Below are 24,622 nucleotides of genomic sequence, written 5' to 3'. Positions count from 1 at the left end.
CCGGCTACTGCGCGGAGTCGCCCGACAGTCCGGCGCTCACCAGCGAGTGCACGACGTCGTAGTCCGGGTCCTCCGGGTCGACCGCCGGCGGGACCAGCTCGATCGGATCCACCGGCTGCGACTTCGTCTTGAGCCCCAGCTGCACGAAGTAGCCGAGCATCCCCTGCGGGACGTCCGTCTTGATGACCTGGGAACCGGCGGACGCGACGTCCTGGAACTTGGCGAGCACGTTGCCCGGCTCGAACTGGGCGAGCAGCGCCTCCTGCACCTGCCGCTGGCGCGCCATCCGGTCGTAGTCGCTCGTGGTGTAGCGCGAGCGGGCGTAGGCGAGGGCCTGCTCGCCGTTGAAGTGCCAGTGCCCGGGATCGATCCACTGGTTGACGCCCTGCATCACGCCGTCGGAGTCGGGCAGCCCGCCCAGCGGCAGCGGCTCGTCGGCCACGTAGTCGATGTCGATGCCGCCGAGCGCGTCGATCAGCTGGGCGAAGCCCTCCATGTCGATCAGCGCGTAGTACTGGATCCTCAGATCGAGGATGCCCTCGACCGCGTCGCGCATCGCCTCGATGCCCGGCTCGCTGCCGTGGTCGACGGCGTCGGGGTAGAGCTCCGGGTGCTTCAGCTCGACCTCGGTGTAGACCGAGTTGAGCTTGCAGACGTCGACGGCGCAGTTGTCGGTGTCGTAGCCGTCGGGGTAGAGCTCGTGCATCGGGCTGGTCTCGGGGAACGGGAAGTCGACGAACTCGCGCGAGACCCCGATGATCGAGGCCTTGCCGCTCGACGCGTCGATGCTGACCACCGAGATGCTGTCGGGGCGCAGACCGTCTCGGTCCTCCCCCGCGTCGCCGCCGAGGAGCATCACGTTGTAGCGGCCGTCGATCGGCTGCTCGATCGCTCCGCCGCCGAAGATCGACGACAGCGTCCCACGGGTGACGCCGAGCAGGTAGGTGCCGTAGGCGGTGGTGCCGACCGAGACCGCCATCAGCGCGATCGTCGCGAAGGCGAGCACGCCGCGCATCCGCGGGCGCACGCGGACGACGCGGATCAGGCGGAGGGTGTCGAGCGTCAGCACGGCCCAGACCACTCCGTAGACGACGAGCGCCGCCTGGAGCGCGAGCATCGAGAGGTCGAAGGTCGCGAGCGTGTAGAGGCCGGTCGGGAAGACGAAGTAGAGGAGCACCGCGACCAGGAGGGCGACCCAGAGCCCGAGGGTGAAGCCGAGCCCGAGGCGCCCGAGCCGCCGGTTCCCCGCCAGGACCTGAGCGGACCCGGGCACCAGGAGGTTGACGATCAGCAGCCACCACGCCCGCCGCGTCATGAAGGCGCGGGAGGCGACGTCCGGGTGCCGCAGCGGCAGAGCGACGGCCGTCACAGGCCCGCCACCAGGGCGTCGTTCTTCGCGGCGACCTGCACCTCGAGGTCGGCGGCGAAGGCGTCGAGCGCTGCGGAGAGGGCGTCGTCCGCCGTCGCGAGGATCTTCACCGCGAGCAGTCCGGCGTTCCGCGCTCCGCCGATGGAGACGGTGGCGACGGGGACGCCCGCCGGCATCTGCACGATCGAGAGGAGGGAGTCGAGCCCGTCCAGGCGGGCGAGCGGGACCGGCACTCCGACGACGGGGAGCGAGGTCACCGCGGCGAGCATGCCGGGGAGGTGGGCGGCTCCGCCCGCTCCGGCGATGACGACCTTCAGGCCGCGGTCGCGGGCCTCGCGGCCGTACGCGATCATCGCCTCCGGGGTGCGGTGCGCGGAGACGACGCGGACCTCGTGCGCCACGCCGAACTCGGCGAGGACGGTGGACGCCGCCTGCATGACGGACCAGTCCGAATCCGAGCCCATCACGACGCCGACGAGCGGCGCGGGCCCGTTCACGAGCGTGTCCGCGCTCACGAGAGGGCTCCGGCAGGGGTCGGGGAGGTCGGCTGGCTCGTCACGGCGACCATCGTACGGGTCAGTCCGTGAGAACGGCCGCCGCCGCGCGAGCCTCGTAGACCACGAGGTCGAGGTCGTCGCCGGTGGCGTTCACGTGCCCGACCTTGCGGCCCGGTCGCGGCTCCTTGCCGTAGTTGTGCACCTTCACGCCCGGGTGATCGGCGAGCACCCGCGGGTAGCGGTCCGTCAGCGACTCCCCCACCGGGCCGCCGAGCACGTTGACCATCACCGTCCACGGGTCGCGGCACCCCGTCGCGCCGAGCGGCAGGTCGAGGACCGCGCGCAGGTGCTGCTCGAACTGCGAGGTGGTCGATCCGTCCATCGTCCAGTGGCCGCTGTTGTGCGGGCGCATGGCCAGCTCGTTGACCAGGATGCGGTCGTCCGTCGTCTCGAACAGCTCGACGGCCAGGACGCCGGTGACCCCGAGGCTGTCGGCGATCGTCTGCGCGATCTCGGCCGCGGCGGCTGCGAGCCGACCGGCTGACGCGGGGGCCGGAGCGATCACCTCGGCGCAGACGCCGTCGCGCTGCACCGACTCCACCACGGGCCAGAGGATGCTCTCGCCGGAGGGGCGCCGGGCGACGAGCTGCGCGAGCTCGCGGCGGAAGCCGACCAGCTCCTCGACCAGGAGCGAGCCGCCCCGGCCGTCCTCGGCGAGGGCGGTGAACCAGTCGTCCGCCTCGTGGGCGCCGCGCACCACGCGCACGCCCTTGCCGTCGTATCCGCCGCGCGCGGTCTTCACCACGGCGCTGCCGCCGTGCTCGGCCAGGAACTCCCCGAGCTCCTCGGCGGAGGAGACCTCGGCCCACTCGGGCACGGGCACGCCGAGCTCGGTCAGGCGGCGCCGCATCATCAGCTTGTCCTGCGCGAACAGCAGGGCGTCGGGGCCGGGGTGCACGGCGACGCCGCGGGCGACGAGCTCGCGGAGGATCGGCTGGGGAACGTGCTCGTGGTCGAACGTGACCACGTCCACGGTCTCGGCGAAGGCGAGCACGGTCGCCTCGTCTCGGTAGTCGCCGACCCGTGTCGCGGCGAGCGCCGCCGGGGCGCCCTCGCTCTCGGCGAGCACGGCGATCTCGATGCCGAGCTCCACCGCCGCGGGGATCATCATCCGAGCGAGCTGGCCGCCCCCGATCACGCCGACGCGCATGGCGCTCCTCCGTCTCCGCCCGCTGGCGCGGGGCGGCTCCATGCTACCGAGGCCCCGGCGGGCTCACGCGGGCGGCGGCCACTCCGGCTCGAGGACCGGAGCAGCGCCGATCGCCTCCCGCAGCAGGTCGGCCGTGAGCTCGGGATCCGGCAGATCGCGCAGCACGAACACCTCCGCGCCCGCCTGCAGGATCCGGACGTCGCCGCAGCGGGCGAGACGCTGGCCGAGGGAGCGCTCGACCGCGACGTCCATCCTCCGGTCGAAGACCACCTCGGCCCGCCGGACCGACGCCACGCCCCGGCGCGCGCTGAGGCCGGAGGCGGTGACGCGGTAGCGCACGCTCGCCCAGCCGGCGATCCCGGGAGCGCAGAGGAGCAGCACCAGCAGGGCGGTGCCGAGCCCGATGATCCAGCGCTGCAGGGCGAGCTCGAACTGCGCGGCGAAGTAGAAGCCCGTCCAGGTGAGCAGGAGGAGGCCGACGACCGGTGCGACCGCCCGGCGGGCGCGCGGGGTCAGCCGCGCCAGCTCGCGGTCGGCGGGGTCGGTCCGGGCCATCAGGAGCGCAGATGCGTGACGTCGCCGGCCGGGAACGAGCGCAGCGCGCCGCCCTGCTCGAGCAGGAGCGAGCCGTCCGGAGCGAGGTCGGAGGCGGTCCCCTCCTCCTGCGTGCCGTCGGGCAGCTCGAGCCGGACGCGCGTGCCGAGGGTGCCGCAGGAGGCGCGGACGGCGGCCGCCGCTCCGGAGGCCTCGGCGTCGCCCTGGGCGAGCAGCGGAGCGAGCAGGGCCTGGAACCCGGTGAGGAACGCGGCGAGCACCTCGTCGGCGCTCGTCGTCCGCGCCCCGGCGAGGGCGAGCGAGGTCGCGGTCGGGACCGGCAGCTCCGCCTCCGTCAGCAGCAGGTTCACGCCGGTGCCGACGACGACCCGCCCGTCCGGCAGGCGCTCGGCGAGGATCCCGGCGACCTTCCGGCCGTCGATCAGGACGTCGTTGGGCCACTTGACGGCGACGTCCCCGTCGACGAGGGGTGCGAGGGCGCGGGCGAGAGCCGCCCCGGCCACGAGCGGCAGCCAGCCGGAGGCCTCGGCGCCGAGGGCGGAGGCGTCGACCAGGGTGGAGGCCGCGAGCGTCCGGCCCGCGGGCGCCTGCCAGACGCGCCCCAGCCGACCGCGCCCGGCGCGCTGGTCGCCGGTGGCGACGACGGAGAGGTGCGGCCACGCGGCGGGGTCCGCGACCGCCCGCTCGCGGAGCTCGTCGTTCGTCGACCCCGCCGATTCGAGCGCGAGGACGCGGGGGGAGACGGCGGAGGAGAGCGGGAGCTGCATCCCGCCACGGTAGCGGCGGCTCCCGCGAGGCCGCTCCGAGCGCTGCTCGCGACGGCCCGCCCTTGTCCGGATCCTCCCGTCCGGAGCGGCCCTCCCTGTGCGAGTGCGACAAGAGGAGGCGTTCGCCCCGCCGGTAGGGTGAGCGGGTGACCGCGAACACCGAACGTCCCGCGCCCGATCTGTACACGACCGCGGGGAAGATCGCGGACCTCAGGAACCGCTACCACGAGGCCGTCACGGCCAGTGGCGAGGCGGCGATCGAGAAGCAGCACGCCAAGGGCAAGATGACCGCGCGCGAGCGGATCGACACCCTCCTCGACCCGGGCTCGTTCGTCGAGCTGGACGAGTTCGTCCGCCACCGCACCCACGCCTTCGGCATGGAGAAGAAGCGCCCTTACGGCGACGCCGTCGTCACCGGGACCGGCACCATCCACGGCCGCCAGGTCGCCGTGTACTCGCAGGACTTCACGATCTTCGGCGGCTCGCTCGGCGAGGTGGCCGGCGAGAAGATCATCAAGGTGATGGACCTCGCCCTGAAGACCGGCGTTCCGATCATCGGCATCCTCGACTCGGGCGGAGCGCGCATCCAGGAGGGCGTGGTCGCTCTCGGCAAGTACGGCGAGATCTTCCGCCGCAACACCGCGGCGAGCGGCGTGATCCCCCAGATCTCGATCATCTGCGGCCCGGCCGCAGGAGGCGCGGTCTACTCCCCCGCGCTGACCGACTTCGTGATCATGGTCGACAAGACCAGCCAGATGTTCGTCACCGGGCCCGACGTCATCAAGACCGTCACCGGCGAGGACGTCGGCATGGAGGAGCTCGGCGGCGCGCTGACCCACAACAAGATCTCGGGCGTCTCGCACTACCTCGCGAGCGACGAGAACGACGCGCTGGACTACGCGCGGACGCTCCTCTCCTTCCTCCCCGACAACAACCTGTCGCCGGTCCCCGTCTTCGAGACCGAGGTCGACCTCGAGACGACCGACGCGGACCGCTTCCTCGACACGGTCATCCCCGACAGCCCGAACCAGCCGTACGACATGCGCGCCGTCATCGAGCACATCGTCGACGAGGGCGACTTCCTCGAGGTGCAGCCGCTGTTCGCGCCGAACATCGTGATCGGCTTCGGCCGTGTCGAGGGCCGCTCCGTCGGCATCATCGCGAACCAGCCGAGCGCCATGGCGGGCACGCTGAACATCGAGGCGGGCGAGAAGGCGTCCCGCTTCGTCCGCTTCTGCGACGCGTTCTCGCTGCCGATCCTGACCCTGGTCGACGTCCCGGGCTACCTGCCCGGCACCGACCAGGAGTGGACCGGCGTCATCCGCCGTGGCGCGAAGCTGCTCTACGCCTACGCCGAGGCGACCGTGCCGCTGGTCACGGTCATCCTGCGCAAGGCCTACGGCGGCGCCTACATCGTGATGGGGTCCAAGCAGCTGGGCGCCGACATCAACCTCGCGTGGCCGACCGCCGAGATCGCCGTCATGGGCGGCCAGGGCGCGGTCAACATCCTCTACCGCAACGAGATCCGCAAGGCGGAGGAGGCCGGCGAGGACGTCGCGGCCGTCCGGACGCGCCTGGCGAACGAGTACACCTACAACGTCGCGAGCCCGTTCCTCGCGGCCGAGCGCGGCGAGCTCGACGGCGTGATCGAGCCCTCGGCGACCCGCGTCTCCGTCATCAAGGCGCTGCGGGCGCTGCGCACCAAGCGGGCCAACCTGCCCGCGAAGAAGCACGGCAACATCCCGCTCTGACCCGGCTCGCTCGGACGCCGCGGCAGGAGACGGGAGACCGTCCGGCCGCGGCGTTCCGCTGTGTCCGCCTCCTCATGGGGTTGAGGGGCGGAACGATCAGTCGGAGGAGCCGGGGCCGGTCCGTCGGGCAGCGGACTCCGCGGGAGTGTCGGCCTGCACGGCAGGAGCGTCCGGCTCCGCTGCCGGAGCATCCGGCTTCCCCGCCGCGGAACCGGGCCTCGCCGCCCGGGCATCCGCCTTCGCCGCAGGAGCACCCGCCTTCGCAGCCGGAGCACCCGCCTCGGCTGTCGGAGCAGTCGGCTTCGCCGCGGGCGTCTCGGACGGCTTCTCCTCCGGCTTCGCTCCGACCACCCGGGCGAAGGCCAGCGCCTGCGAAGCGGAGAGGTCGGGCAGGTAGGCGCGGCCGAGTGCGGCTCCGATCCGGGGCAGCTGCAGGGCGTCGGGGTAGGTCATCCAGAGGCCCGCGTAGCGCGGGTGGAACTTCGCCTTGAAGCGGAACAGCGACGTGAATCCGTAGGCGGGCTCGAGCGTCCGCGAGAGGAACTCCAGCAGGCGCGAGAGGACCGTCGGCTCCGGAGGCTCCTCCCCCTCCTCGACCGGTGCGGTGGCGAGCGGGGCGCCCGAGAGCGAGAGGAACTCGGCGCCCTCCTCCTTGACGCGCAGCGCCGCGGAGGCGATGAGGAACTCCATGATGCCGGGCATCGCGTCGTCGGAGCGGCGCATGAAGTCGAGGGTCCAGCCGACCACGCGGCCCTCCCTGTGCACGGGCAGCCAGCTCGTCACACCCTGCAGCACGCCGTCCGGCCCGACCGCGAGCAGGAGCGCGACGTCGGGATCGCGGACCTCGTCGATCCCGCCGAGGGTGAAGCCCATCTCGGGCAGCGCCTTCTCGGCGACCCAGCGCTCCGACAGGTCGACGATCTGGTTGGCCATGCCGAGGGAGAGCTCGGGCCAGCTGGTCCACCGCGCCTCGATGCCCAGCTTGATGCCGCGGGTGAGCGGGTAGCGCACCTTCTGCCACCGCTTGCCCGTGAGCTCGAAGGAGGAGAGCTCGATGATCGTCTCCTCGCCGACGGAGAGGCGCGACCAGCCGAGCCGGTCGAAGACGGGGAGCAGCTCGTCGTGGATGCTGTAGAACACGGGCGTCCAACTGCGCTCGTCGCAGAACCGCACGAACTCGGCCACGACGTCCTCGCGTCGCTCGGGAGCGCAGGCCGGGTCGGAGAGGGTGACCGCCACGCCGCCGATCACCCGGTAGGCGACTCCGCCGGTCCCGTCGGCCGAGATCCAGTGCGCATTGCCCTCCCAGGTCCCCTGGTGGCCGAGGCTGCCGGCGCCGTGCAGGGAGAGGAGCGCGCGGTACCGCGCCTCGTCGCCGCGGTTCCGCTGCACGTCGGCGGCTCGGAGCAGGGCGACCACGGCCACGACGACCACGAGCCAGAACACCGGGCCGACCCACTCGAAGACGATCCGCGCGACGGGCTCCCGCGGCACGGCGAGCAGTCCGGCGCCGCCGAGGAAGCTCACCGGGACGAAGCGCAGCAGCCCGTCCAGGAGGAGCCTCCCGACGCCCAGGAGCGGCTCGAAGCTCGTGCGCACACCGGCCGAGAGCGCGAGGTAGCCGCCGAGGGACACGACGAAGGCGATCGCGACGACCCGCGTCCAGAGCCTCGCGGCGGCACGGGGAGCCCGGATGCGGAAGTGCCTCCTCCCGATCACGAGCATCGCCACGACGGCCAGCGGCACCAGCACCGTCGTCGCCACCCAGAGCAGGTACTCCGCGTAGTACAGGAACTCGGGGTGCCGGGCCGCGCGCTGGAGGGAGAACACCTCCAGGATCGCGATCGCGATGTTCACCCCGACCGCCAGCAGCAGGCCCAGGCGGCGCCCGGAGCGCAGGCCGTAGGCGGCGACGAGCAGGAGGAGGAGCGGGACGAACGTGAGCAGGATCGGCCCGGGGGCGACCAGGCTCAGCTTCACGTGGTGGGCGCAGTGCCGGAGGGCGCGGCTGCACGGGTCCTCGAGGTCCGTCGTCCCCGTGAAGGCGCTCTGCAGCAGTCGGCCGAGGAACGAGAACGGACCGTAGCCCGAGTCCGAGAGGACGGCGACGAGCGGACCGATCGCGGTGACGACGACGACCGCCGCCAGAAGCCCCCGGGACTCGCGGTGCGAGCTCGGCGCCGGACGCTGCGGACGCAGCCCCGACACTCCTCGCGCGAGCACCGCGCCGAGCACGAGACCCGCACCGCCGGCGAGGAGCCGGTACGCGTCGGCGGAGTCGCCCGCGTAGAGCACGAACATCAGCACGACGGCGAAGACGGTCACCCGGAGCCGGCGGCGCCACAGAGCCCCCATGAAGGCGGTCGACGCGATGAGGGCGCCGACCGCGCCGATGAGCGGGTCGAAGGTGTGGTCGCCGACGGTGTCGCCCGCCCACCACTCGCCGGCGAGAGCGCCGATCGACTGCACGGCCGACCCGACGACGATCCCGACGGCCCCGGTCACGAGGAAGGCGAGGAGGGTGCGGGCCGAGCCGAGGCGGCGCTCCGCGGCGAGGAGCATCGGGAGCACCAGCACGACGTCCAGGAGCAGCTGCAGCGGGTCCGCCGCGATCAGGAGGGCGGTCACCGCCGTCCAGGGACGGCCGTCGAGGGTCGTCGTCGCACCCGCCGCCCACCAGGCCGTCGTCTCGGCTCCTGCGGGGGCGACGAGCGTCCCTGTGACCGCACTCGCAGCCAGGAGGACCAGGACGACCGAGACGGCCGCGGGCGACCTCCGGACCAGCAGACGCAGGGGGCGCAGCGCCGCGGCACCGCTCCTCGGGAACCACGTCGGCATGCGGGGACGCTCCTGTTCGCAACGGACGGACGACGCTCCGGCGGCATCCGGCGTCAGCATAGCCATGCCCCGCCGACCGGCGCCGTGAACGGCATGCGATAGCGTCACGGGATGACCGCCTCCGAGTCCTCACCCGCCGTCGTCATCTCCACCCCCGGCCTCGACGCCGCCGAGATCGCCGCCGTCACGGCCGTCGTCACCGCACTGACCTCGCGCACCGAGCCCGAGCCGGAGACCCCGCAGGAGCTCAGCGGAGGCTGGAACGACCGCACCGCCGCGGTCCGCAGGCCGCTCCGGCCGGCACCCGGAGCATGGCGCTCCTTCTCCGGCTGAGCGCACTCGCAGACGCAGGCCGTCGGCGGACGGGCGATCCGCGGCGTGGAACGTGAAATTTGTCCCCCGATTAGTCCCCTAAAGTGCTGACTATGCGCCTCCTGGCGGAGCGAGCACACTAGTGGACGTACGGTACTCCTCCTTCGGAAGGGGCACCGCCAATCACTCGCCGACCAGGGTAAGCAGGCGGGTGTGTTGGGGGCGAGTGAGGGTAATATTCGGGTTGTTACCCTCACTCGGGGTTTGACGGCGGGCCGGGCCCCCTCTTCGGAGGAGTGGACGGCCCGCCGCACTCCGTAAACGGGGTCTGCTGACGATGGGCTCCGGTCATGACGGGCTCCGCTCATGACCGGCTCTGGGCCTGACCGGCTCCGCTCACGATCGTGCCGCGCCGACGACCGGTCCGCGCCGAGACCCGAGCCGTGCCGAGACCTGAGCCGTGCTGAGAGTCGACTGCGTCCCGACCGCGGCGCCGTTCCGACATCCGCACGCCCTCCGCACCGGGTCGCCGTCGGTGGCCGCGCATGCCGACGGCCGCGCCGCGCTCTCTCCGCCGCTCAGACGTCCCGTCCGCCGACGCCGTCGCGCCGGATCTCGACCCAGGCGTCGACCTCGTCCCCCGTGTCATCGGAGCCGAGAGCGCCCGCGCTGCCGTCGCCCGCCGTCCGCAGGCCCACGACCGTGACCGCCGAGGCCGAGTCGGCCGACGCGGTGCGCACCACCACGCGGTCGACCTCCTCGCGGATCCCGCTCAGAGCCCGGGCGAGCTCCCCCAGCACTCGACGGCTCTCTTCCTCGGAGGTGCGGTCGAGGCCGCCGTCGTCGAGCACCGACACGGTCACGCCTCGCCGGCGCGCGTCGAGCACGAGACGCCGCACCTCGTCGTCCAGCAGCCGCCGGCCGCGGATCTCGTCGCGCACGGCCGCCTCGAGCAGGCGGCATTCTCGACGCTCCTCGTCGGTGAGGCCCGGTCCCGGCTCCGCGATGCGCAGCAGCATGTCGGAGGCGAGGGCGCGGGTCTGCTCCAGCCGGACCTCGCGCTCCGTGAGGTGCGCCTCCTCCGCCGCCCGCCACGACGCGGCCGCGCGCTCGGCCGCCTCGAGCACGCGCGCCTCCGATCCCGCGCGCCCGAGCTCGACGATGAGCAGCTGCGCGATCGCGACCCAGGCGATCCCCCCGACGACGCCGAGAGTGGCCAGAGCGGCCGGGCCGGCCCAGAACACGGTGTGCACGATCAGGAAGCCGACGCCGACCCAGGCGCAGGCCGCGCGCCGGCGGGCGCACACGATCGTCATCAGAGTGCCGACCGCGGCGATGTACCAGGTGGAGTAGCCGTTGGAGGCTCCGGGATCGAGCGAGGGCGCGACGAGCAGCGGCAGCGCGACGGCGACAGCGGTCATCCCGACCGCGACGGGCGGGGCGAGCCGGGTCGTCGCTCCGGGCCAGAGGGCGACGACGGTCGCCGCGACGTACAGCGCGACCGCGACGAGGTCGGCCGGCGTGGCCGGGGAGATGCGGAAGGAGAAGAAGGCGAGCACCACGTGGTAGAGCGAGAAGCCGGCGCCGAGCACCTGGAGCAGGGGGCGTGGATAGGCGATCATCGCGCTGCTCCCCCGTCCGCCCGCCAGGAGAGGACGACACGGGTGCCCTCGCCCGGAGTCGAGTCGACCCGCGCCGATCCCCGAGCGTTGTGCACCCGCTCGAGGATGGAGAGCCGGATGCCCAGCCGCTCGCGGGGGACGTCGGCGAGCCGGAAGCCGCGGCCGTCGTCCTCCACCACGACCTCCACCGCGCCGTCGCCCATCAGCCCGTGCACGGCGCGGTGGACGCTGCCGCTCGGACCCGCGTGCTGGACGCTGTTGGCGAGCGCCTGCCAGACCGCGCCGAGCAGCGCCTCGGCCACTGGACGCGGCAGCGTCGTCGCGCGGGGGTCCACTCCGTCGGCCGTCGCGACCGCGATCTCGGTCCCGAAGGTCGACGCCGCGTGACCGAGCTGACGCTGCAGGAGCTCGAGCGGGACCAGCCCCTCGGGCGGCTCCGGCTCGTGGTCGGGCAGCAGCACGGCGAGGGTGCGCTGCGCCATCGAGGAGACCAGCGCGCGCTCGGCCGGCGTCTCGGCGGAGGCGGCGGAGAGCAGCGTCGCGAGCACGTTGTCGTGCACCAGGGCGTCGACCTCGACCCGCTCCATCTCGCCGGCGTGCTGGCGCATCGCCGCCTCGTACTGCTCCATGGCCGTGGTCTGCGCGCGGTCGATCTGGTCGGCCGACTGCCGGAGCACGGTGATCAGCACCAGCATCACGAAGCCGACGATGCCCACGTAGGCGGCGTCGAGGATCGCGCGGGTCGGCTCCGCCCCGCCGCCGGAGGGGAGGACGCGCAGCAGGCCGAACAGCACGGTCGTCACCGACACGTACGCGATCGCGATCCGGAGCGGAGCCGCGATCGTGCAGAAGGCGGTCCCGATGGTCAGCAGATACCAGATCCACGGGGTCTCGCGGTCCGCGCCTCCACTGGCGACGGCGGCCGGCCAGGTCAGGAGCGCGACGAGGACGCCGACCGCGACCAGGACCGCCGTGATCCGCGTGCCCCGCCGCAGCACGGCGGTGACCACGGCGGCGGTGAGCGATCCGAAGACCAGCACCAGCACCGGCCAGGCCACCTCGGGGCGCAGCAGGGGCAGCTGGGCGAGGATCGGCGGAACGGTCTGCACGCCGAAGCCGAAGCCGAAGAACGACACGACCGTGCTGATGATCCTGTCGATCCGCTCGCGCCCGGCGTTGCGGCGGGCGATCGGCGCCTCAGCGCCCGCCATCGCCGTCGTCCGGGTCGATGCCCGGGAGGATGCCGTCCTCCACCGCGCGCCGCAGCAGATCGACCTTCGTCGGGGCGGGACGGCCGATCTCGACGTACTTGTCGCGGATCCGGTCGAGGTACTCCTTCGCCGTCGACACGGAGATCTGCAGCCGCTCGGCCACCAGCTTCAGCGGCAGCCCCGAGGCGTACAGATGCAGGACGTCGCGCTCGCGACGGCCGAGCACGGCCCGGGCGAAGTCGTCGTCGGCGTCGATCGCCGAGGCCCACTCCAGATTGTTGAGGACCTCGCCGCGGGCGACGGTGCGGATGGCGGCGACGACCGTCGACATGGGCGAGGACTTCGGGATGACGCCGGCGGCCCCCGCGGCGAGCGCCTCCCGCACGGCCACGACGCGGTCGGCGATGCTGTGGACGAGGACTGCGGAGCCGCGCACCTGCCCCCACTTGACGTTGCTGGTGATGCTCGAGCCGTCGTTCAGGGACAGGTCGAGGACGAGCACCTCGATCTCGGCGCCGCCGATCGTGCTCTCGAGGGCCTGGACGGTCTCGGCGGCGGCGACCACCTGCATCCCCGCGCTCTCGACGGCGGCGGCCACGCCCAGGCGCACCGACTCGTGGTCGTCCACGATCGCCACGCGCACGCGCGGGGCCTCGGCTGCGGCGACGTCGGCGTGGGGCTCCATCCCGCCCATGGTACGCAGGCGCGAGCCCGCGGTCAGTCCTCTCGCCGGACCAGTCGCGCAACGGCCTCCACGTGGGAGGTGTGCGGGAAGAGGTCGAAGCCCTCGAGGCGCTCCAGCTCGTAGCCGGCCCCGGTCAGAGCGCCCACGTCGCGGGCGAGTGCGACCGGGTCGCAGGCGACGTAGACGAGCTGCGCCGGCCGCAGGTCCGCCAGAGCGTCGGTGACCGCTCGGCCGGCACCCGAGCGGGGCGGGTCGAGGACCACGGTCGCGGCGCGCCACCGCGCCCGCTCGCGCGCATCGGCCTGGGCGACGACGTCGCGGAGGTAGCGGTCGACGCGGGCGGTCACCGCGCGGGCGCCGACCTGGTCGGCCAGGTTCTCGAGCGCGTGCTCGGTGGCGCGGGAGTCGCTCTCGACGCTGGTCACGCGCACTCCGGCGCCGAGGCGGTCGGCCAGCGCAGCGGCGAGCAGGCCCACCCCGCCGTAGAGGTCGTGGTTGGCGGCCGACGGGTCCGCCGCATCCGCGTCGACGGCGGCCTGCACGGCCTCGAAGAGCGCGGCGGCAGCGCCGCGGTGCACCTGCCAGAAGCCGGTGCGGTCGACGCGGAAGGTGCGGTCGGCGACGAACTCGCTCACGACCGTGCGGTCGCGGCGGGCGCGCTTGTCGGAGGGCTCGTGCACGAGCACCGCGGCCCCCTCGGACCCGGCCGCGTCGACGAGGTCGACCACCGAGCCGGGAGCGAGGCGCTCGCCCAGCGGTGCGGCCAGGGAGGAGTCGGCCGTCGCGAGGGGCAGCGACTCCACGGTGACGACGTGGTGGCTGCGCGCCGCGTAGGGGCCGACCCGTCCGTCGTCGTCGACGTGGAGGCGGTTGCGCGTGCGCCAGCCGAGGCCGCCGGACGCGTCGTCCCCGCCGATCGGCGAGACCTCCACCTCGACCTCGCGACGGGCGAAGCGGGAGAAGGAGTCGACGAGCACGAGGCGCTTCAGCTCGCGCTGGTAGGCGAGGTCGGCGTGGCCGAGCTCGGCGCCGCCGACGCGCTCCTCCGGGCGGCGGTCGAGAGCGGCCTCGGGCCAGACGTGCTTCACCCGGTGCTCGGACGCGTCGAGCACCTCGAGCGCCTCGGCGCGCCAGAAGCTGTCGTGCCGGACCTCGCTGATCCGCGCCCGCACGCGCTCGCCGGGGAGGACGTCCGGGACGAAGACGACGCGGCCCTCGTGCCGGGCGACGAACACGCCGCCGTGGGCGACATTGCTAATGTCGAGCTCGATCTCGGTCCCGAGTGCGTCGTCGGCCCCGTCGGGGCGGGCGGATGCTCGGGGCGGGGTCTGTGCCATCCGTCGAGCATCCCACAGCGTGGGCCCGGCCGCAGGGAGCCCTCGTGCGCCTCTACCTCGCCTCCACCTCCCCTGCGCGCCTCGCGCTGCTGCGGGCCTCCGGGATCGAGCCCGTCGTCGTCCCCTCCGACGTGGACGAGCCCGCGGCCGTCGCCCGGGCCGAGCAGGAGCAGGGCGCGGCGCTCGACGCGGACGCCACCGTCTCGCTGCTGTCCCGCGCCAAGGCGCACGCCGTCCTGCGCCCGGAGATCGACGGTCTGGTGCTCGGCGGCGACTCCGCGTTCGTCCTCGACGGCGTCGTCCACGGCAAGCCGCACGAGCCGGAGCGGGCCCGGGAGCGCTGGCGCGCCCAGCGCGGACGCACCGGCCGCCTCCACTCCGGCCACTGGCTCGTCGACCACCGCGGCGGGAGGATCGTCGCCGAGGCCGGAGCGGTCACCTCCGCCGCCGTCACCTTCGCCGACGACATCGACGACGCCGAGATCGACGCCTACGTCGCCACCGGCGAGCCCCTCGAGGTGGCCGGGGCCTTCACCATCGACGGCCGCGGCGCCGGCTTCATCACCGCGATCGAGGGCGACCCCTCGACGGTGATCGGCATGTCGGTGCCGACCCTCCGCGCTCTGGTGCGGAGCCTCGGCGTCGACTGGACCGCGCTCTGGAACCGCTGAGGCCCGTCCCGCCCTTGTGAGGAACCGACGAAGGCCCTCCGCTTCTTTGTGGTGAGCCGCGCCGGACCGGGTGGAGCCGCCCCCTAGGGTTGGGGACCATGCCGAAGATTACGAAGGTGCTCGTCGCCAACCGGGGCGAGATCGCCGTCCGAGTCATCCGCGCCGCCCGCGACAGCGGGATCGCCTCCGTGGCCGTCTACGCCGACCAGGACCGCGACGCCGTGCACAGCCGCCTCGCCGACGAGGCCTACGCCCTCGGCGGGACGACCAGCGCCGAGACCTACCTCGTCATCGACAAGCTGCTCTCGGTGGCGCGCCGCTCCGGTGCCGACGCCGTGCACCCCGGCTACGGGTTCCTCGCCGAGAACGCCGACTTCGCCCGCGCCGTCATCGACGCCGGCCTGATCTGGATCGGCCCCGGCCCCGAGGCCATCGAGCGCCTCGGCGACAAGGTCTCGGCCCGCCACGTCGCCGAGAAGGTCGGCGCCCCGCTCGCCCCGGGAACCCTGAACCCCGTCTCCGGCGCCGCCGAGGTGCTCGAGTTCGTGGACCAGTACGGCCTCCCCGTCGCGATCAAGGCGGCCTTCGGCGGCGGCGGTCGCGGCCTCAAGGTCGCCCGCGAGCGCGACGAGGTCGAGGAGCTGTTCGCCTCCGCCACGCGCGAGGCCGTCGCCGCCTTCGGCCGCGGCGAGTGCTTCGTCGAGAAGTACCTCGATCAGCCGCGCCACGTCGAGACCCAGTGCCTGGCCGACGCGCACGGCACCGTCGTCGTCGTCTCCACCCGCGACTGCTCCCTCCAGCGCCGCCACCAGAAGCTCGTCGAGGAGGCGCCCGCGCCGTTCCTGACCGAGGCGCAGAACACCGAGCTCTACCGCGCCTCGAAGGCGATCCTGCAGGAGGTCGGCTACCTCGGCGCCGGGACCTGCGAGTTCCTGATCGGCAAGGACGGCACGGTGTCCTTCCTCGAGGTGAACACCCGCCTCCAGGTCGAGCACCCCGTGTCGGAGGAGATCACCGGCATCGACCTCGTCCGCGAGCAGTTCCGCCTCGCCGAGGGCGGCGTGCTCGACTACGACGACCCGGCGCCCCGCGGCCACTCCTTCGAGTTCCGCATCAACGGCGAGGACGCGGGCCGCGGCTTCCTCCCCGCCCCGGGCCCGGTGCACGTCTTCAAGGCCCCCGGCGGACCGGGCGTCCGCGTCGACTCCGGCGTCGTCGCCGGCGACGTGATCTCCGGCTCCTTCGACTCGCTCCTCGCGAAGCTGATCGTCACCGGCGACAGCCGCGAGCAGGCGCTGGAGCGCTCGCGGCGCGCCCTCGCCGAGTTCGAGGTCACCGGCCTGCCGACCGTCCTCCCCTTCCACCGCGCGATCGTCGAGGACCCGGCCTTCGCCCCCGAGGGCGGAGCGCCCTTCACGATCTACACCCGCTGGATCGAGACCGAGTTCGAGAACACGATCCCGGCCTGGAGCGGCGAGCCCGGAGCGACCGACGAGCCGGCGGACCGCCGGAACGTGGTCGTCGAGGTCGACGGGCGCCGCGTCGAGGTCACGCTCCCCGCCGACCTGGCCGGCTCGGGACCCGCCCGCGGGGCCGCTGCGGCCTCCCCGAAGCGCCGCGGCTCCTCCTCCGTCAGCACCGTCACGGGCGACTCCGTCGCCTCGCCCATGCAGGCGACCATCGTCAAGGTCGCCGTCGCCGAGGGCGACACGGTCGTCACCGGCGACCTGGTCGTCGTCCTCGAGGCGATGAAGATGGAGCAGCCGCTCACCGCCCACAAGGACGGCGTCGTGAAGGGCCTCGACGCGGCGGCCGGCGCGACCGTCCCCGCCGGTCACGTCCTCCTCCAGATCGTCTGAGCGCGCGGCGGCACCGAGGGAACCGCGGGCCGTCGAGGGAACCCGCTGGCCGCGGTTCCCTCGACGGTCCGGGGTTCCCTCGGTCGGGGGGCGGGCGTCAGGTGACGATGTGCATGGCGCGCGCGGCGTCCGAGATCGAGCCGGTGAGGCTCGGGTAGACGGTGAAGGCCCGCGCGACCTGGTCGACGGTCAGGCGGTGCTCCACAGCGAGGGCGAGCGGGAAGATCAGCTCGCTCGCCTTCGGAGCGACGATGACGCCTCCGATGACGGTGCCGGAGCCCGTGCGCGCGAACAGCTTCACGAAGCCGTCGCGGATGCCCATCATCTTCGCCCGCGGGTTCGCGGCGAGCGGGAGCTTGTAGATCTCGCCCTGCGCGATCCCCTCCTCGATCTCGCGCTGGCTCCAGCCGACGGTCGCGATCTCGGGCTGGGTGAAGATGTTGGCCGCGACATTGCGCACCTCGGTCGGGTTCACGGCGTCCCCCATGGCGTGGAACACGCCGGTGCGGCCCTGCATGGCGGCGACGGAGGCGAGCGGGAGGAACGTGGTGCAGTCCCCGGCCGCGTAGATCGAGGGGACGCTGGTGCGGGCGACGCGGTTGACGCGGATGTGCCCCGACTCCGTCAGCTGCACTCCCGCGTCCTCGAGGCCGATGCCCGCCGTGTTCGGCACGGAGCCGACGGCCATGAGGCAGTGCGAGCCCTCGACGACGCGTCCGTCCGAGAGCACGGCCTGCACGCCCTTCTCGGTCCGCTCGACGCGGTCGGCGCGCGACTTCGAGAGCACGACCATGCCGTTGCGCTTGAAGACGTTCTCGATCACGGCGGCCGCGTCGGCGTCCTCGCCGGGCAGCACCTGGTCGCGGGAGGAGATGAGGGTCACGCGGGCGCCGAGCGCGCGGTAGGCGGAGGCGAACTCCGCGCCGGTCACGCCGGAGCCGACCACGATCAGGTGCTCGGGGACGGACTTGAGGTTGTAGAGCTGGGTCCAGCTGAGGATGCGCTCGCCGTCGGGCGCAGCGGTCGGCAGCACGCGCGGGCTGGCGCCCACCGAGACCACGATCGTGTCCGCCTCGATGCGGTCGAAGTCCATGCCCTCGCCGCCGGCGGCCGTCGAGACGATCAGGGCGTTCGACCCGTCCAGGCGCCCGTCCCCCTGGACGATCCGCACGCCGTGGTGCACCAGGTTCGCGCGCATGTCCTCGGACTGCTGGCGCGCGAGGCCGAGCAGGCGCTTGTTCACCGTCGCCAGGTTGACCGCCACGTCCGGGCGTACCGGCTTGTTCTGCTCCGAGCGGGTGAAGAACTGCACGCCCAGGTCGGCGGCCTCGCCGATGGCGTTGGTGGCCTCCGCCGTCGCGATGAGCGACTTCGACGGGACGACGTCGGTGATGACGGCCGAGCCGCCCACTCCGACCCGCTCGACCAGGGTGACCTCGGCGCCGAGCTGCGCTCCCGCGATGGCGGCTTCGTAGCCGCCCGGCCCCCCTCCGAGTACAGCGATCCTCTGCGCGCGCTCGAACTCGTAAGCCATGCTTCCCATTGTCCTCTCTCACTGAGTGTTCGCCCAATCGCGGGGTGTCGGATCGGCTGCGGGAGCCGTCCTCCGCGGCCGCGCAGCCCGTCGGTAGGGTGGGAGGATGTCCGACCAGACCCTGCACCCGCTCGACGCCCCCGACGCCGATCCCTTCGAGATCGCGGCCCGCGCGGCCGCTCAGATCGCGGAGGCGACCGGGGTCGAGAAGCACGACATCGCCCTCACTCTCGGCAGCGGCTGGGGCAGGGCCGCCGACGCGATCGGCGAGACGACCGCGACCGTGGAGGCCACCGAGATCCTCGGCTTCTCCAAGCCGGCCGTGCACGGGCACGGCGGCACCCTGCGCTCCGTGCTGCTCCCCACCGGCAAGCGCGCGCTGATCATCGGAGCCCGCACCCACTACTACGAGGGCTACGGCGTGCGCCGCGTCGCGCACAGCGTCCGGACCGCCGCCGCGACGGGCGCGACGGTGATGATCCTCACCAACGGAGCGGGCGGCATCAAGGAGCACTGGACCCCCGGCACCCCCGTGCTGATCAGCGACCACATCAACCTCACGGCCGACTCGCCGCTGGAGGGCGCGACCTTCGTCGACCTCACCGACCTCTACTCCTCGCGCCTGCGCGACCTCGCGCGGCAGACCCGTCCTGAGCTGGACGAGGGAGTGTACGTGCAGTTCCGCGGCCCGCACTACGAGAGCCCGGCCGAGGTGCAGATGGCGAGGATCATCGGCGGCCACATCGTCGGCATGTCGACCGCGCTCGAGGCCATCGCCGCGCGCGAGGCGGGCATGGAGGTGCTGGGCATGTCGCTCATCACCAACCTCGCCGCCGGCATCCAGAAGACCCCCCTCAGCCATGAGGAGGTGCTCCAGGCCGGCCGCGACGCCGAGGACGACCTCGCCCGCCTGCTCGCCGGCATCACGGGGACTCTGTGAGCGCCGACGTCCGGGAGCTCGCCGAGGACTGGCTCGCCCAGGACCCCGACCCGGAGACGCGCGAGGAGCTGGTCGGCCTGCTGACCGCCTCCGACTCGGGCGACGCCTCCGCCCGCGCCGAGCTCGAGGACCGCTTCGGCGCCCGCCTGGCCTTCGGCACCGCGGGTCTGCGCGGCGCCATCGCGGCGGGATCCAATCGGATGAACCGCGTGCTGGTCTCGCAGGCCGCCGTCGGCCTCGCCGACTTCCTGCTGGAGCAGGGCGTCCAGCGGCCCGTGGTCGTGATCGGCTACGACGGCCGGAAGAACTCGCGCGTCTTCGCCGAGGACTCCGCCGCGCTGATGGCGGGCGCCGGCGTGGACGCCGTGCTGCTCCCCCGACTCCTGCCCACCCCCGTGCTGGCCTTCGCCGTGCGCCACCTCGGCGCCGACGCCGGCGTGATGGTCACGGCGAGCCACAACCCGCCGCAGGACAACGGCTACAAGGTCTACCTCGGCGGCGCCGACGAGGGCTCGCAGATCGTGCCGCCGGTCGACTCCGAGATCGCCGAGCGGATCCTCGCGGTCGCGCGGGACCGGCGCGTCCCGGAGCTGCCGCGCGGCGAGTACCGGCTCGCGGACGAGTCCGTGGTGGCCGCCTACATCGAGGCGACGGCCGCCGTCGGCCGCCAGTCCGCTCCGCTGCGCGTCGTCTACACGGCGATGCACGGGGTCGGCTGGGAGACGGCGCACCGGGTGCTCTCCGCGGCAGGGTTCGACGAGCCGGCCGTGGTGGTCGAGCAGATCGAGCCCGACTCGGCGTTCCCCACGGTCGCGTTCCCGAACCCGGAGGAGGCGGGCGCCCTCGACCTCGCATTCGCGACCGCGCGCTCCGGTCGCGCGCAGCTGATCGTGGCGAACGACCCGGACGCCGACCGCTTCGCCGCCGCCGTGCCCGACGCCTCCGCCCCGGAGGGCTTCCGGCGCCTCACCGGCAACGAGGTCGGCGCGCTGCTCGGCTGGCGCGCCGCTGAGCAGGCCCGCCGCGAGGGCCGCGTCGGAGGAGCGCTCGCCTGCTCGATCGTGTCCTCCCCCGCCCTCGGCGCCGTGGCCGCCGAGTACGGCCTCGACTTCGCCGAGACCCTCACGGGCTTCAAGTGGATCTCGCGGGTCCCCGACCTCGTCTTCGGCTACGAGGAGGCGCTCGGCTACCTGGTGAACCCCGGGACGGTCCGCGACAAGGACGGCGTCTCCGCCGCGGTCGCCTTCCTCTCCCTCGCGAGCGCGCTCGCCGCCGAGGAGCGCACGATCGACGACGAGCTGGAGTCGTTCGCGGAACGGTTCGGGCTCTTCGGATCGGAGCAGATCTCGCTCCGCGTCACCGACCTCTCCGAGATCGGCCGGATCATGGCCGGACTCCGCGCGACGCCTCCCACCGCGATCGGCGGGCTCGCCGTCGAGCGGAGCGAGGACCTGCTCGCCGAGGGCGGCGCGCTGCCCCCGACCGACGCGCTCCGCTTCTCCCTCGACGGAGCCCGCCTCATCGCCCGCCCGAGCGGCACGGAGCCGAAGGTCAAGCTCTACCTCGACGCCTGGTCGCACGACGCCGTCGCCGACGCCCGCCGGTCGGCCGTCTCGTCCCGCCTCGCCGCCCTGCGCACCGGCGCCGCGGAGCTCCTCGCGTAGGTCCCCCTCCGGTCAGCGGGGCGCGCGGACACCGATCCGCTCGCCCCGCTTCCAGAGCCACTCCACCGGGCCGAGCTCGAACCGGCGCAGCCACTGGTGCGCCGCGAGCACGACGGCCGCCGCGATGAGCAGGAACGCTCCCACGGTCACCGGGACGCGCCACTGCGCGGCCGTCACCGCCAGCCCGAGTCCCCAGCCGTAGAAGAGAGAGCCGCCGAGCAGGTTCTGCAGGAGGTAGGCGCTCAGGGCGACCCGGCCGACCTCCCGTGCCCGACGTGCCGCCCAGCCCTCGGCGCCCCGGCGGAGGCAGACCTCGGCGAGAGCCGCGAGCAGGCCGAGACCGACCAGGGGCGCGACGAGGTAGCGCTCGGCGAGCAGACCGGCGGCGCTCCCCCAAACGCCCAGCGCGAGGTCGACGGGGACGGCGAGGGCGCCGAGGACCAGCAGACGGCGGCGGAGCGGCGCGCCCTCGGTGGCGAGGACCCCCGCCCGGTGGAGGCGCGCGCCGAGGAGGAACATCGCGAGGCTGAGGAGCCCGATGAGCACCGGCTCCGCACGGAAGACGCCCGCGTTCTGCAGCCGGAAGAGGGCGAGGCCGAGGAACGACGCGTCCGCGTAGGGGCTCCGGCCGGTCGGCCCCTGTCCGGCACCGTCCGCGCTCGCCGCCACGAGCGCCACGAGCGCCGAGATCAGGACGACGTGCAGAGCGCCGCAGACGAGGATCACGCGGCGCTGCGTCGTCGGCCGGGTGAGCAGCAGCCAGGCGACGACCGCTCCGGTGACGGCGTACCCCATGAGGACGTCGAACTCCGCGATCAGCACGTAGTTGACCGCGCCGTCCAGGAGGAGGAGCGTCGCGCGCCAGAGGTAGCGGCCCGGCCAGCGCGTCCTTCGCCGGACCGCGGAGGCGTGCTGGATCGCGAGGCCCATCCCGAAGGCGAGGGAGAGGAGGGCGAGGAACTTGCCCTGCGCCAGCGCCATCAGCAGGAGCTGCGCGGTCCCGGCGGAGTCGGAGGTCTCCGGCGTCACCGGGGCGGAGAGCAGTCCGAGCATCCCCCAGGGGTGGGAGAAGATCCAGATGTTCGTGCCGAGGGTCCCGATGATCGCGACACCGCGGACGACGTCCAGGGTCGCGGTGCGGCGGCCGGCTCCGGCAGGGGTTGGCAATACGGTCGTATTGGTCATGTCCGAGAGCGTAGCCTGCTCGAGCAGTCGAACGAGAGGGACACCATGCCGGATCGGCGCGAGAGCAGGAGCGACATCCTCTCGGCGGTCGTCGCCGTCCTCTCGACCCGAGGGGCGGAGCACCTCAGCATCCGCACCGTCGCGGCCGAGGCCGGGGTCTCGGTGGGGGCCGTCCAGCACCACTTCCCGACGAAGCAGGCACTGCTGTCCGGGGCGATGGCCCGGGTCGAGGAGCGCTTCCGCGAGCGGATGCGGAGCCGCCTGGACGCCGAGCCGTCGGCCGAGGTGCGGCTGCGCGTCTTCTGCGACGAGATCGCCTGCGTCGCGGACGAGGACGTCCCCGACGCGATCGTGTGGACCGCCTTCGCGTCCCGCGCCGGTACCGATCCCGAGATCCGCGCGATCCACACCGCCGGCTGGTCGCGCACGCCGCCTCGTCGTCGCCGCCCTCGAGCAGCTCGCCGCCCGCTGACCTCCCGCGAGGTCCGAGCAGCCGTCCGCCCTGGAGCCGGGTCTCGCTGCCCCGCTCCGCGGCCACTCGACCAGCAGGAGGAGGGAGCGCCCTCTCACCGCAAGGTGGAGGGCGCGTCCGAGGATCGCGTGCCAGCGATTCGAGGCAGCCCGACGGAACCCGCTCTGCGGAACGCACCCCGTCGGGAGGCCGACCGCGCTGAGCCGCGCAGGGAGCGGCTCAGAGACGAGCTCAGCCGAGCGCCCGCTCGATCTTCTCCGTGATCTCGTTCTGATCGAGGTAGTTGTCGATGACGACGACCTCGGCGAAGGTGCGGCCGATGCGGTCGACGAGCTCGCCGGAGGTGAGGATGACCTGCGCGTCGGCGGCGAGCGCGTCGACGGAGGCCAGGTCGGAGGCGATCACGTCGGCCTCGAGGTCGAGGGTCTCGAGGGCGCGCTCGGCGCCGAGCTTGAGGATGGCGGAGGTGCCGATTCCGGCGCCGCAGAGGGTGATGATCTTCATGCGCTTCTTCCGTGGTGCGGGTGGTGCGGGGTGCTGTCGGTGAGGACGGCGTTGATGCTGCGGACGGTGCGGGCGGCGGCGAGGGCGCCCACCGCGTCCGGGCGGCTGAGCACGTCGGCGAGCCCGGAGACGAAGCCGACGTGTCCGTGCGCCTGGGTGGCGGCGATCCCGATGACGACCGAGACCGGGTCGTTGGTGCTGTGCCCGAAGGCGACGGGCTCGGCCAGCGTGACGACGGAGAGGCCGTCGGCCAGGACGTCGTTGCCGGGCCGGGCGTGCGCGAGGGCGAGCCCGGGTGCGATGACGATGTACGGCCCGAGCACGTCGACCTGCTCGACCATGCGCCGGGAGTAGGCGGCGTCGACCGCGCCCGTCCGCTCGAGCGCGCGGCCCGCCTCGAGGACGGCCTCCCGCCACGATCCGGCGGAGTGGCGGAGGGCCACCGCCTCCTCGGGGAGTGCGTCGAGCGGCACCGTCAGGCCGCCTCGAAGCCGGCGCTGATCGTCTCGACGAGCTCGCGGCGCTCGTCGAGCGGCAGGAAGGCGGCGTGGGCCGCGTTCAGCTGGAAGGCCTCGAAGTCGTCGAGGTCGTACCCGAACGCGTCGGACAGGAGGGCGAGCTCACGGCTGAGGGTCGTCGCGCTCATCAGGCGGTTGTCGGTGTTCACCGTGACGCGGAAGCCCAGCTGGTAGAGCAGGTCGAAGGGGTGGTCGGCGAGCTCGGCGCCCCACGCCGCGACGGCGCCGGTCTGCAGGTTGGAGGAGGGGCTGAGCTCGAGGGCGATCTCGCGGTCCTTCACCCACTCCGAGAGCTCGCCGAGGGTCACGTAGCTCGCGTCGTCGTCCTGACGCTCGATGCGGATGTCCTCCGCGATCCGGACGCCGTGGCCCAGGCGCAGGGCGCGTCCGTCGAGCAGGGCCGAGCGGATGCTGTCGAGGCCGTCCGCCTCCCCCGCGTGGACCGTGGTCGGGAAGTGCGCCGCCGCCAGCAGCTCGAAGGCGGCACGGTGCCGCGAGGCGGGGAAGCCCGCCTCGGCTCCGGCGATGTCGAAGCCGATCGCACCGCGCTCGCGGTGGCGCAGCGCCAGCTCGGCGACCTCGAGCGAGCGGTCGGCGTGCCGCATCGCGATGATCAGCTGGCCGACGCGGAGGCGGTGGCCCTGCGCCGCCGCCTCCTGCACGCCCTGCTGGAGCCCCTCCTGGACCGCCTCGACGGCCGCGTCGAGGGAGAGCCCGGCGCGCTGGTGCTGCTCCGGCGCCCAGCGCACCTCGCCGTGCACCACTCCGTCGGCGGCGAGGTCGAGCACGAACTCGCGGGCCACGCGCTCGAGCGCCGGCGCGGTCTGCATCACGGCGACCGTCGTCTCGAAGGTGGCGATGTAGTCGGTGAGGGAGCCGGAGTCGGCCGTGGCGCGGAACCACTCGGCGAGCGCGTCCGGCTCCTCGGCCGGAAGCGGCACGCCCGTCTCGCGGGCGATCTCGAGGACCGTCCCGGGCCGCAGTCCTCCGTCGAGGTGGTCGTGCAGCGACACCTTGGGGAGCTCGTCGATGAGGACGCCCTCGCCCGGCAGGAGGTACTCCTCGGTCTGATCGGTCACGGTGCTCCTCGCAGGTCGGCGGTGGTTCGCCGACCACCCTAG

Annotated in this window: 22 protein-coding genes; 7 read left to right on the top strand and 15 right to left on the bottom strand. The window is 73.4% G+C overall.

Annotation, left to right across the window (positions count from 1 at the left end; all coding sequences use genetic code 11):
- Nucleotides 1-4 precede the first annotated feature (4 nt).
- From C5D44_RS08450 to C5D44_RS08430, 5 genes are all read right to left on the bottom strand, one after another.
- Nucleotides 5-1,369 carry an LCP family protein gene (locus C5D44_RS08450; protein WP_258065037.1) on the bottom strand — a complete coding sequence of 455 codons (1,365 nt, stop codon included), beginning with the start codon at nucleotides 1,367-1,369 and terminating at the stop codon, nucleotides 5-7.
- On the bottom strand, nucleotides 1,366-1,833 hold the full coding sequence (gene purE / locus C5D44_RS08445; protein WP_104281415.1) for a 5-(carboxyamino)imidazole ribonucleotide mutase: 468 nt from the start codon (nucleotides 1,831-1,833) through the stop codon (nucleotides 1,366-1,368). The genes C5D44_RS08450 and purE overlap by 4 nt, the downstream gene beginning before the upstream one ends.
- Nucleotides 1,834-1,945: 112 nt before the next feature.
- A complete protein-coding gene (locus C5D44_RS08440; RefSeq protein ID WP_104281387.1) occupies nucleotides 1,946-3,076 on the bottom strand; it encodes a 5-(carboxyamino)imidazole ribonucleotide synthase in 1,131 nt (376 codons plus the stop codon).
- Between the two features lie 63 nt (nucleotides 3,077-3,139).
- Nucleotides 3,140-3,631 carry a PH domain-containing protein gene (locus tag C5D44_RS08435; RefSeq protein ID WP_104275331.1) on the bottom strand — a complete coding sequence of 164 codons (492 nt, stop codon included), beginning with the start codon at nucleotides 3,629-3,631 and terminating at the stop codon, nucleotides 3,140-3,142.
- Nucleotides 3,631-4,398, bottom strand: coding sequence for a biotin--[acetyl-CoA-carboxylase] ligase (locus tag C5D44_RS08430; protein WP_104275332.1), 768 nt, complete (start codon nucleotides 4,396-4,398; stop codon nucleotides 3,631-3,633). Before C5D44_RS08430 ends, C5D44_RS08435 begins: the two co-directional genes overlap by 1 nt.
- Nucleotides 4,399-4,544: 146 nt before the next feature.
- On the opposite strand from C5D44_RS08430, the gene C5D44_RS08425 reads away from it, so the two are divergent.
- Nucleotides 4,545-6,149: an acyl-CoA carboxylase subunit beta gene (locus tag C5D44_RS08425; protein WP_104223164.1), complete on the top strand. Its 1,605-nt coding sequence runs from the start codon at nucleotides 4,545-4,547 to the stop codon at nucleotides 6,147-6,149.
- 96 nt (nucleotides 6,150-6,245) lie between these two features.
- On the opposite strand, the gene C5D44_RS08420 is transcribed toward C5D44_RS08425, so the two are convergent.
- Nucleotides 6,246-8,987: a bifunctional lysylphosphatidylglycerol flippase/synthetase MprF gene (locus C5D44_RS08420; RefSeq protein ID WP_181118472.1), complete on the bottom strand. Its 2,742-nt coding sequence runs from the start codon at nucleotides 8,985-8,987 to the stop codon at nucleotides 6,246-6,248.
- 111 nt (nucleotides 8,988-9,098) lie between these two features.
- Between C5D44_RS08420 and C5D44_RS08415 the strand changes: the two genes are divergently transcribed.
- Nucleotides 9,099-9,320: an acyl-CoA carboxylase subunit epsilon gene (locus C5D44_RS08415; protein ID WP_104275334.1), complete on the top strand. Its 222-nt coding sequence runs from the start codon at nucleotides 9,099-9,101 to the stop codon at nucleotides 9,318-9,320.
- Between the two features lie 557 nt (nucleotides 9,321-9,877).
- Here the strand turns inward: C5D44_RS08415 and C5D44_RS08410 are convergent.
- The 4 genes from C5D44_RS08410 to C5D44_RS08395 are packed head-to-tail and all read right to left on the bottom strand — an operon-like array spanning nucleotide 9,878 to nucleotide 14,154.
- A complete protein-coding gene (locus tag C5D44_RS08410; RefSeq protein ID WP_104275335.1) occupies nucleotides 9,878-10,921 on the bottom strand; it encodes a hypothetical protein in 1,044 nt (347 codons plus the stop codon).
- Nucleotides 10,918-12,132, bottom strand: coding sequence for a sensor histidine kinase (locus C5D44_RS08405; protein WP_104281385.1), 1,215 nt, complete (start codon nucleotides 12,130-12,132; stop codon nucleotides 10,918-10,920). The genes C5D44_RS08410 and C5D44_RS08405 overlap by 4 nt, the downstream gene beginning before the upstream one ends.
- Nucleotides 12,119-12,826, bottom strand: a complete 708-nt coding sequence (locus tag C5D44_RS08400) for a response regulator transcription factor (protein ID WP_104275337.1) — start codon at nucleotides 12,824-12,826, stop codon at nucleotides 12,119-12,121. The genes C5D44_RS08405 and C5D44_RS08400 overlap by 14 nt, the downstream gene beginning before the upstream one ends.
- A gap of 23 nt (nucleotides 12,827-12,849) precedes the next feature.
- A complete protein-coding gene (locus tag C5D44_RS08395) occupies nucleotides 12,850-14,154 on the bottom strand; it encodes a class I SAM-dependent RNA methyltransferase (protein ID WP_146086159.1) in 1,305 nt (434 codons plus the stop codon).
- Between the two features lie 44 nt (nucleotides 14,155-14,198).
- Here C5D44_RS08395 and C5D44_RS08390 point away from each other — a divergent pair, with 44 nt between their 5' ends.
- Both C5D44_RS08390 and C5D44_RS08385 read left to right on the top strand, forming a co-directional pair.
- On the top strand, nucleotides 14,199-14,825 hold the full coding sequence (locus tag C5D44_RS08390) for a nucleoside triphosphate pyrophosphatase (protein ID WP_181118471.1): 627 nt from the start codon (nucleotides 14,199-14,201) through the stop codon (nucleotides 14,823-14,825).
- A 98-nt stretch (nucleotides 14,826-14,923) separates the two neighbouring features.
- Nucleotides 14,924-16,684, top strand: coding sequence for a biotin carboxylase N-terminal domain-containing protein (locus C5D44_RS08385; protein WP_104275338.1), 1,761 nt, complete (start codon nucleotides 14,924-14,926; stop codon nucleotides 16,682-16,684).
- A gap of 97 nt (nucleotides 16,685-16,781) precedes the next feature.
- On the opposite strand, the gene C5D44_RS08380 is transcribed toward C5D44_RS08385, so the two are convergent.
- The gene (locus C5D44_RS08380; RefSeq protein WP_104223171.1) at nucleotides 16,782-18,218 is read right to left on the bottom strand and encodes an NAD(P)H-quinone dehydrogenase; all 1,437 of its coding nucleotides are present in this window, start codon (nucleotides 18,216-18,218) and stop codon (nucleotides 16,782-16,784) included.
- A 106-nt stretch (nucleotides 18,219-18,324) separates the two neighbouring features.
- Between C5D44_RS08380 and C5D44_RS08375 the strand changes: the two genes are divergently transcribed.
- Nucleotides 18,325-19,158, top strand: coding sequence for a purine-nucleoside phosphorylase (locus C5D44_RS08375; RefSeq protein WP_104281383.1), 834 nt, complete (start codon nucleotides 18,325-18,327; stop codon nucleotides 19,156-19,158).
- Complete coding sequence (locus C5D44_RS08370) at nucleotides 19,155-20,822, top strand: phospho-sugar mutase (RefSeq protein ID WP_104275340.1); 1,668 nt, start codon at nucleotides 19,155-19,157, stop codon at nucleotides 20,820-20,822. Before C5D44_RS08375 ends, C5D44_RS08370 begins: the two co-directional genes overlap by 4 nt.
- Nucleotides 20,823-20,834: 12 nt before the next feature.
- Here the strand turns inward: C5D44_RS08370 and C5D44_RS08365 are convergent, their stop codons facing one another.
- Nucleotides 20,835-22,007: a DUF418 domain-containing protein gene (locus C5D44_RS08365; RefSeq protein ID WP_104281382.1), complete on the bottom strand. Its 1,173-nt coding sequence runs from the start codon at nucleotides 22,005-22,007 to the stop codon at nucleotides 20,835-20,837.
- A 45-nt stretch (nucleotides 22,008-22,052) separates the two neighbouring features.
- Between C5D44_RS08365 and C5D44_RS08360 the strand changes: the two genes are divergently transcribed.
- Nucleotides 22,053-22,742 (top strand): TetR/AcrR family transcriptional regulator, encoded by a 690-nt coding sequence (locus C5D44_RS08360; RefSeq protein WP_104281381.1) that lies wholly within the window; start codon nucleotides 22,053-22,055, stop codon nucleotides 22,740-22,742.
- On the opposite strand, the gene C5D44_RS08355 is transcribed toward C5D44_RS08360, so the two are convergent.
- Genes C5D44_RS08355 through C5D44_RS08345 form a run of 3 tightly spaced genes read right to left on the bottom strand, consistent with a single transcriptional unit; the run spans nucleotide 22,711 to nucleotide 24,580 of the window.
- Nucleotides 22,711-22,983 carry a PTS sugar transporter subunit IIB gene (locus tag C5D44_RS08355; RefSeq protein ID WP_104275343.1) on the bottom strand — a complete coding sequence of 91 codons (273 nt, stop codon included), beginning with the start codon at nucleotides 22,981-22,983 and terminating at the stop codon, nucleotides 22,711-22,713. The genes C5D44_RS08360 and C5D44_RS08355 overlap by 32 nt on opposite strands.
- On the bottom strand, nucleotides 22,980-23,456 hold the full coding sequence (locus tag C5D44_RS08350; protein WP_104255398.1) for a PTS sugar transporter subunit IIA: 477 nt from the start codon (nucleotides 23,454-23,456) through the stop codon (nucleotides 22,980-22,982). The genes C5D44_RS08355 and C5D44_RS08350 overlap by 4 nt, the downstream gene beginning before the upstream one ends.
- 2 nt (nucleotides 23,457-23,458) lie before the next feature.
- Complete coding sequence (locus C5D44_RS08345; protein ID WP_104275345.1) at nucleotides 23,459-24,580, bottom strand: adenosine deaminase; 1,122 nt, start codon at nucleotides 24,578-24,580, stop codon at nucleotides 23,459-23,461.
- Nucleotides 24,581-24,622: the final 42 nt, after the last annotated feature.

Source organism: Rathayibacter sp. AY1B5 (genome assembly GCF_002932795.1).
Taxonomy (GTDB): domain Bacteria; phylum Actinomycetota; class Actinomycetes; order Actinomycetales; family Microbacteriaceae; genus Rathayibacter.
Note: the sequence above shows the minus strand (reverse complement) of the source record. Positions and strands in the feature narration are given on the sequence as shown.

Excerpts from the sequence above, each read along its gene's own strand:
- purE (WP_104281415.1), bottom strand. The coding sequence starts at position 1,833 with ATGGGCTCGGATTCGGACTGGTCCGTCATGCAGGCGGCGTCCACCGTC.
- C5D44_RS08440 (WP_104281387.1), bottom strand. The coding sequence starts at position 3,076 with ATGCGCGTCGGCGTGATCGGGGGCGGCCAGCTCGCTCGGATGATGATC.
- C5D44_RS08435 (WP_104275331.1), bottom strand. The coding sequence starts at position 3,631 with ATGGCCCGGACCGACCCCGCCGACCGCGAGCTGGCGCGGCTGACCCCG.
- C5D44_RS08430 (WP_104275332.1), bottom strand. The coding sequence starts at position 4,398 with ATGCAGCTCCCGCTCTCCTCCGCCGTCTCCCCCCGCGTCCTCGCGCTC.
- C5D44_RS08420 (WP_181118472.1), bottom strand. The coding sequence starts at position 8,987 with ATGCCGACGTGGTTCCCGAGGAGCGGTGCCGCGGCGCTGCGCCCCCTG.
- C5D44_RS08415 (WP_104275334.1), top strand. The coding sequence starts at position 9,099 with ATGACCGCCTCCGAGTCCTCACCCGCCGTCGTCATCTCCACCCCCGGC.
- C5D44_RS08410 (WP_104275335.1), bottom strand. The coding sequence starts at position 10,921 with ATGATCGCCTATCCACGCCCCCTGCTCCAGGTGCTCGGCGCCGGCTTC.
- C5D44_RS08405 (WP_104281385.1), bottom strand. The coding sequence starts at position 12,132 with ATGGCGGGCGCTGAGGCGCCGATCGCCCGCCGCAACGCCGGGCGCGAG.
- C5D44_RS08400 (WP_104275337.1), bottom strand. The coding sequence starts at position 12,826 with ATGGGCGGGATGGAGCCCCACGCCGACGTCGCCGCAGCCGAGGCCCCG.
- C5D44_RS08395 (WP_146086159.1), bottom strand. The coding sequence starts at position 14,154 with ATGGCACAGACCCCGCCCCGAGCATCCGCCCGCCCCGACGGGGCCGAC.
- C5D44_RS08385 (WP_104275338.1), top strand. The coding sequence starts at position 14,924 with ATGCCGAAGATTACGAAGGTGCTCGTCGCCAACCGGGGCGAGATCGCC.
- C5D44_RS08380 (WP_104223171.1), bottom strand. The coding sequence starts at position 18,218 with ATGGCTTACGAGTTCGAGCGCGCGCAGAGGATCGCTGTACTCGGAGGG.
- C5D44_RS08375 (WP_104281383.1), top strand. The coding sequence starts at position 18,325 with ATGTCCGACCAGACCCTGCACCCGCTCGACGCCCCCGACGCCGATCCC.
- C5D44_RS08365 (WP_104281382.1), bottom strand. The coding sequence starts at position 22,007 with ATGACCAATACGACCGTATTGCCAACCCCTGCCGGAGCCGGCCGCCGC.
- C5D44_RS08360 (WP_104281381.1), top strand. The coding sequence starts at position 22,053 with ATGCCGGATCGGCGCGAGAGCAGGAGCGACATCCTCTCGGCGGTCGTC.
- C5D44_RS08355 (WP_104275343.1), bottom strand. The coding sequence starts at position 22,983 with ATGAAGATCATCACCCTCTGCGGCGCCGGAATCGGCACCTCCGCCATC.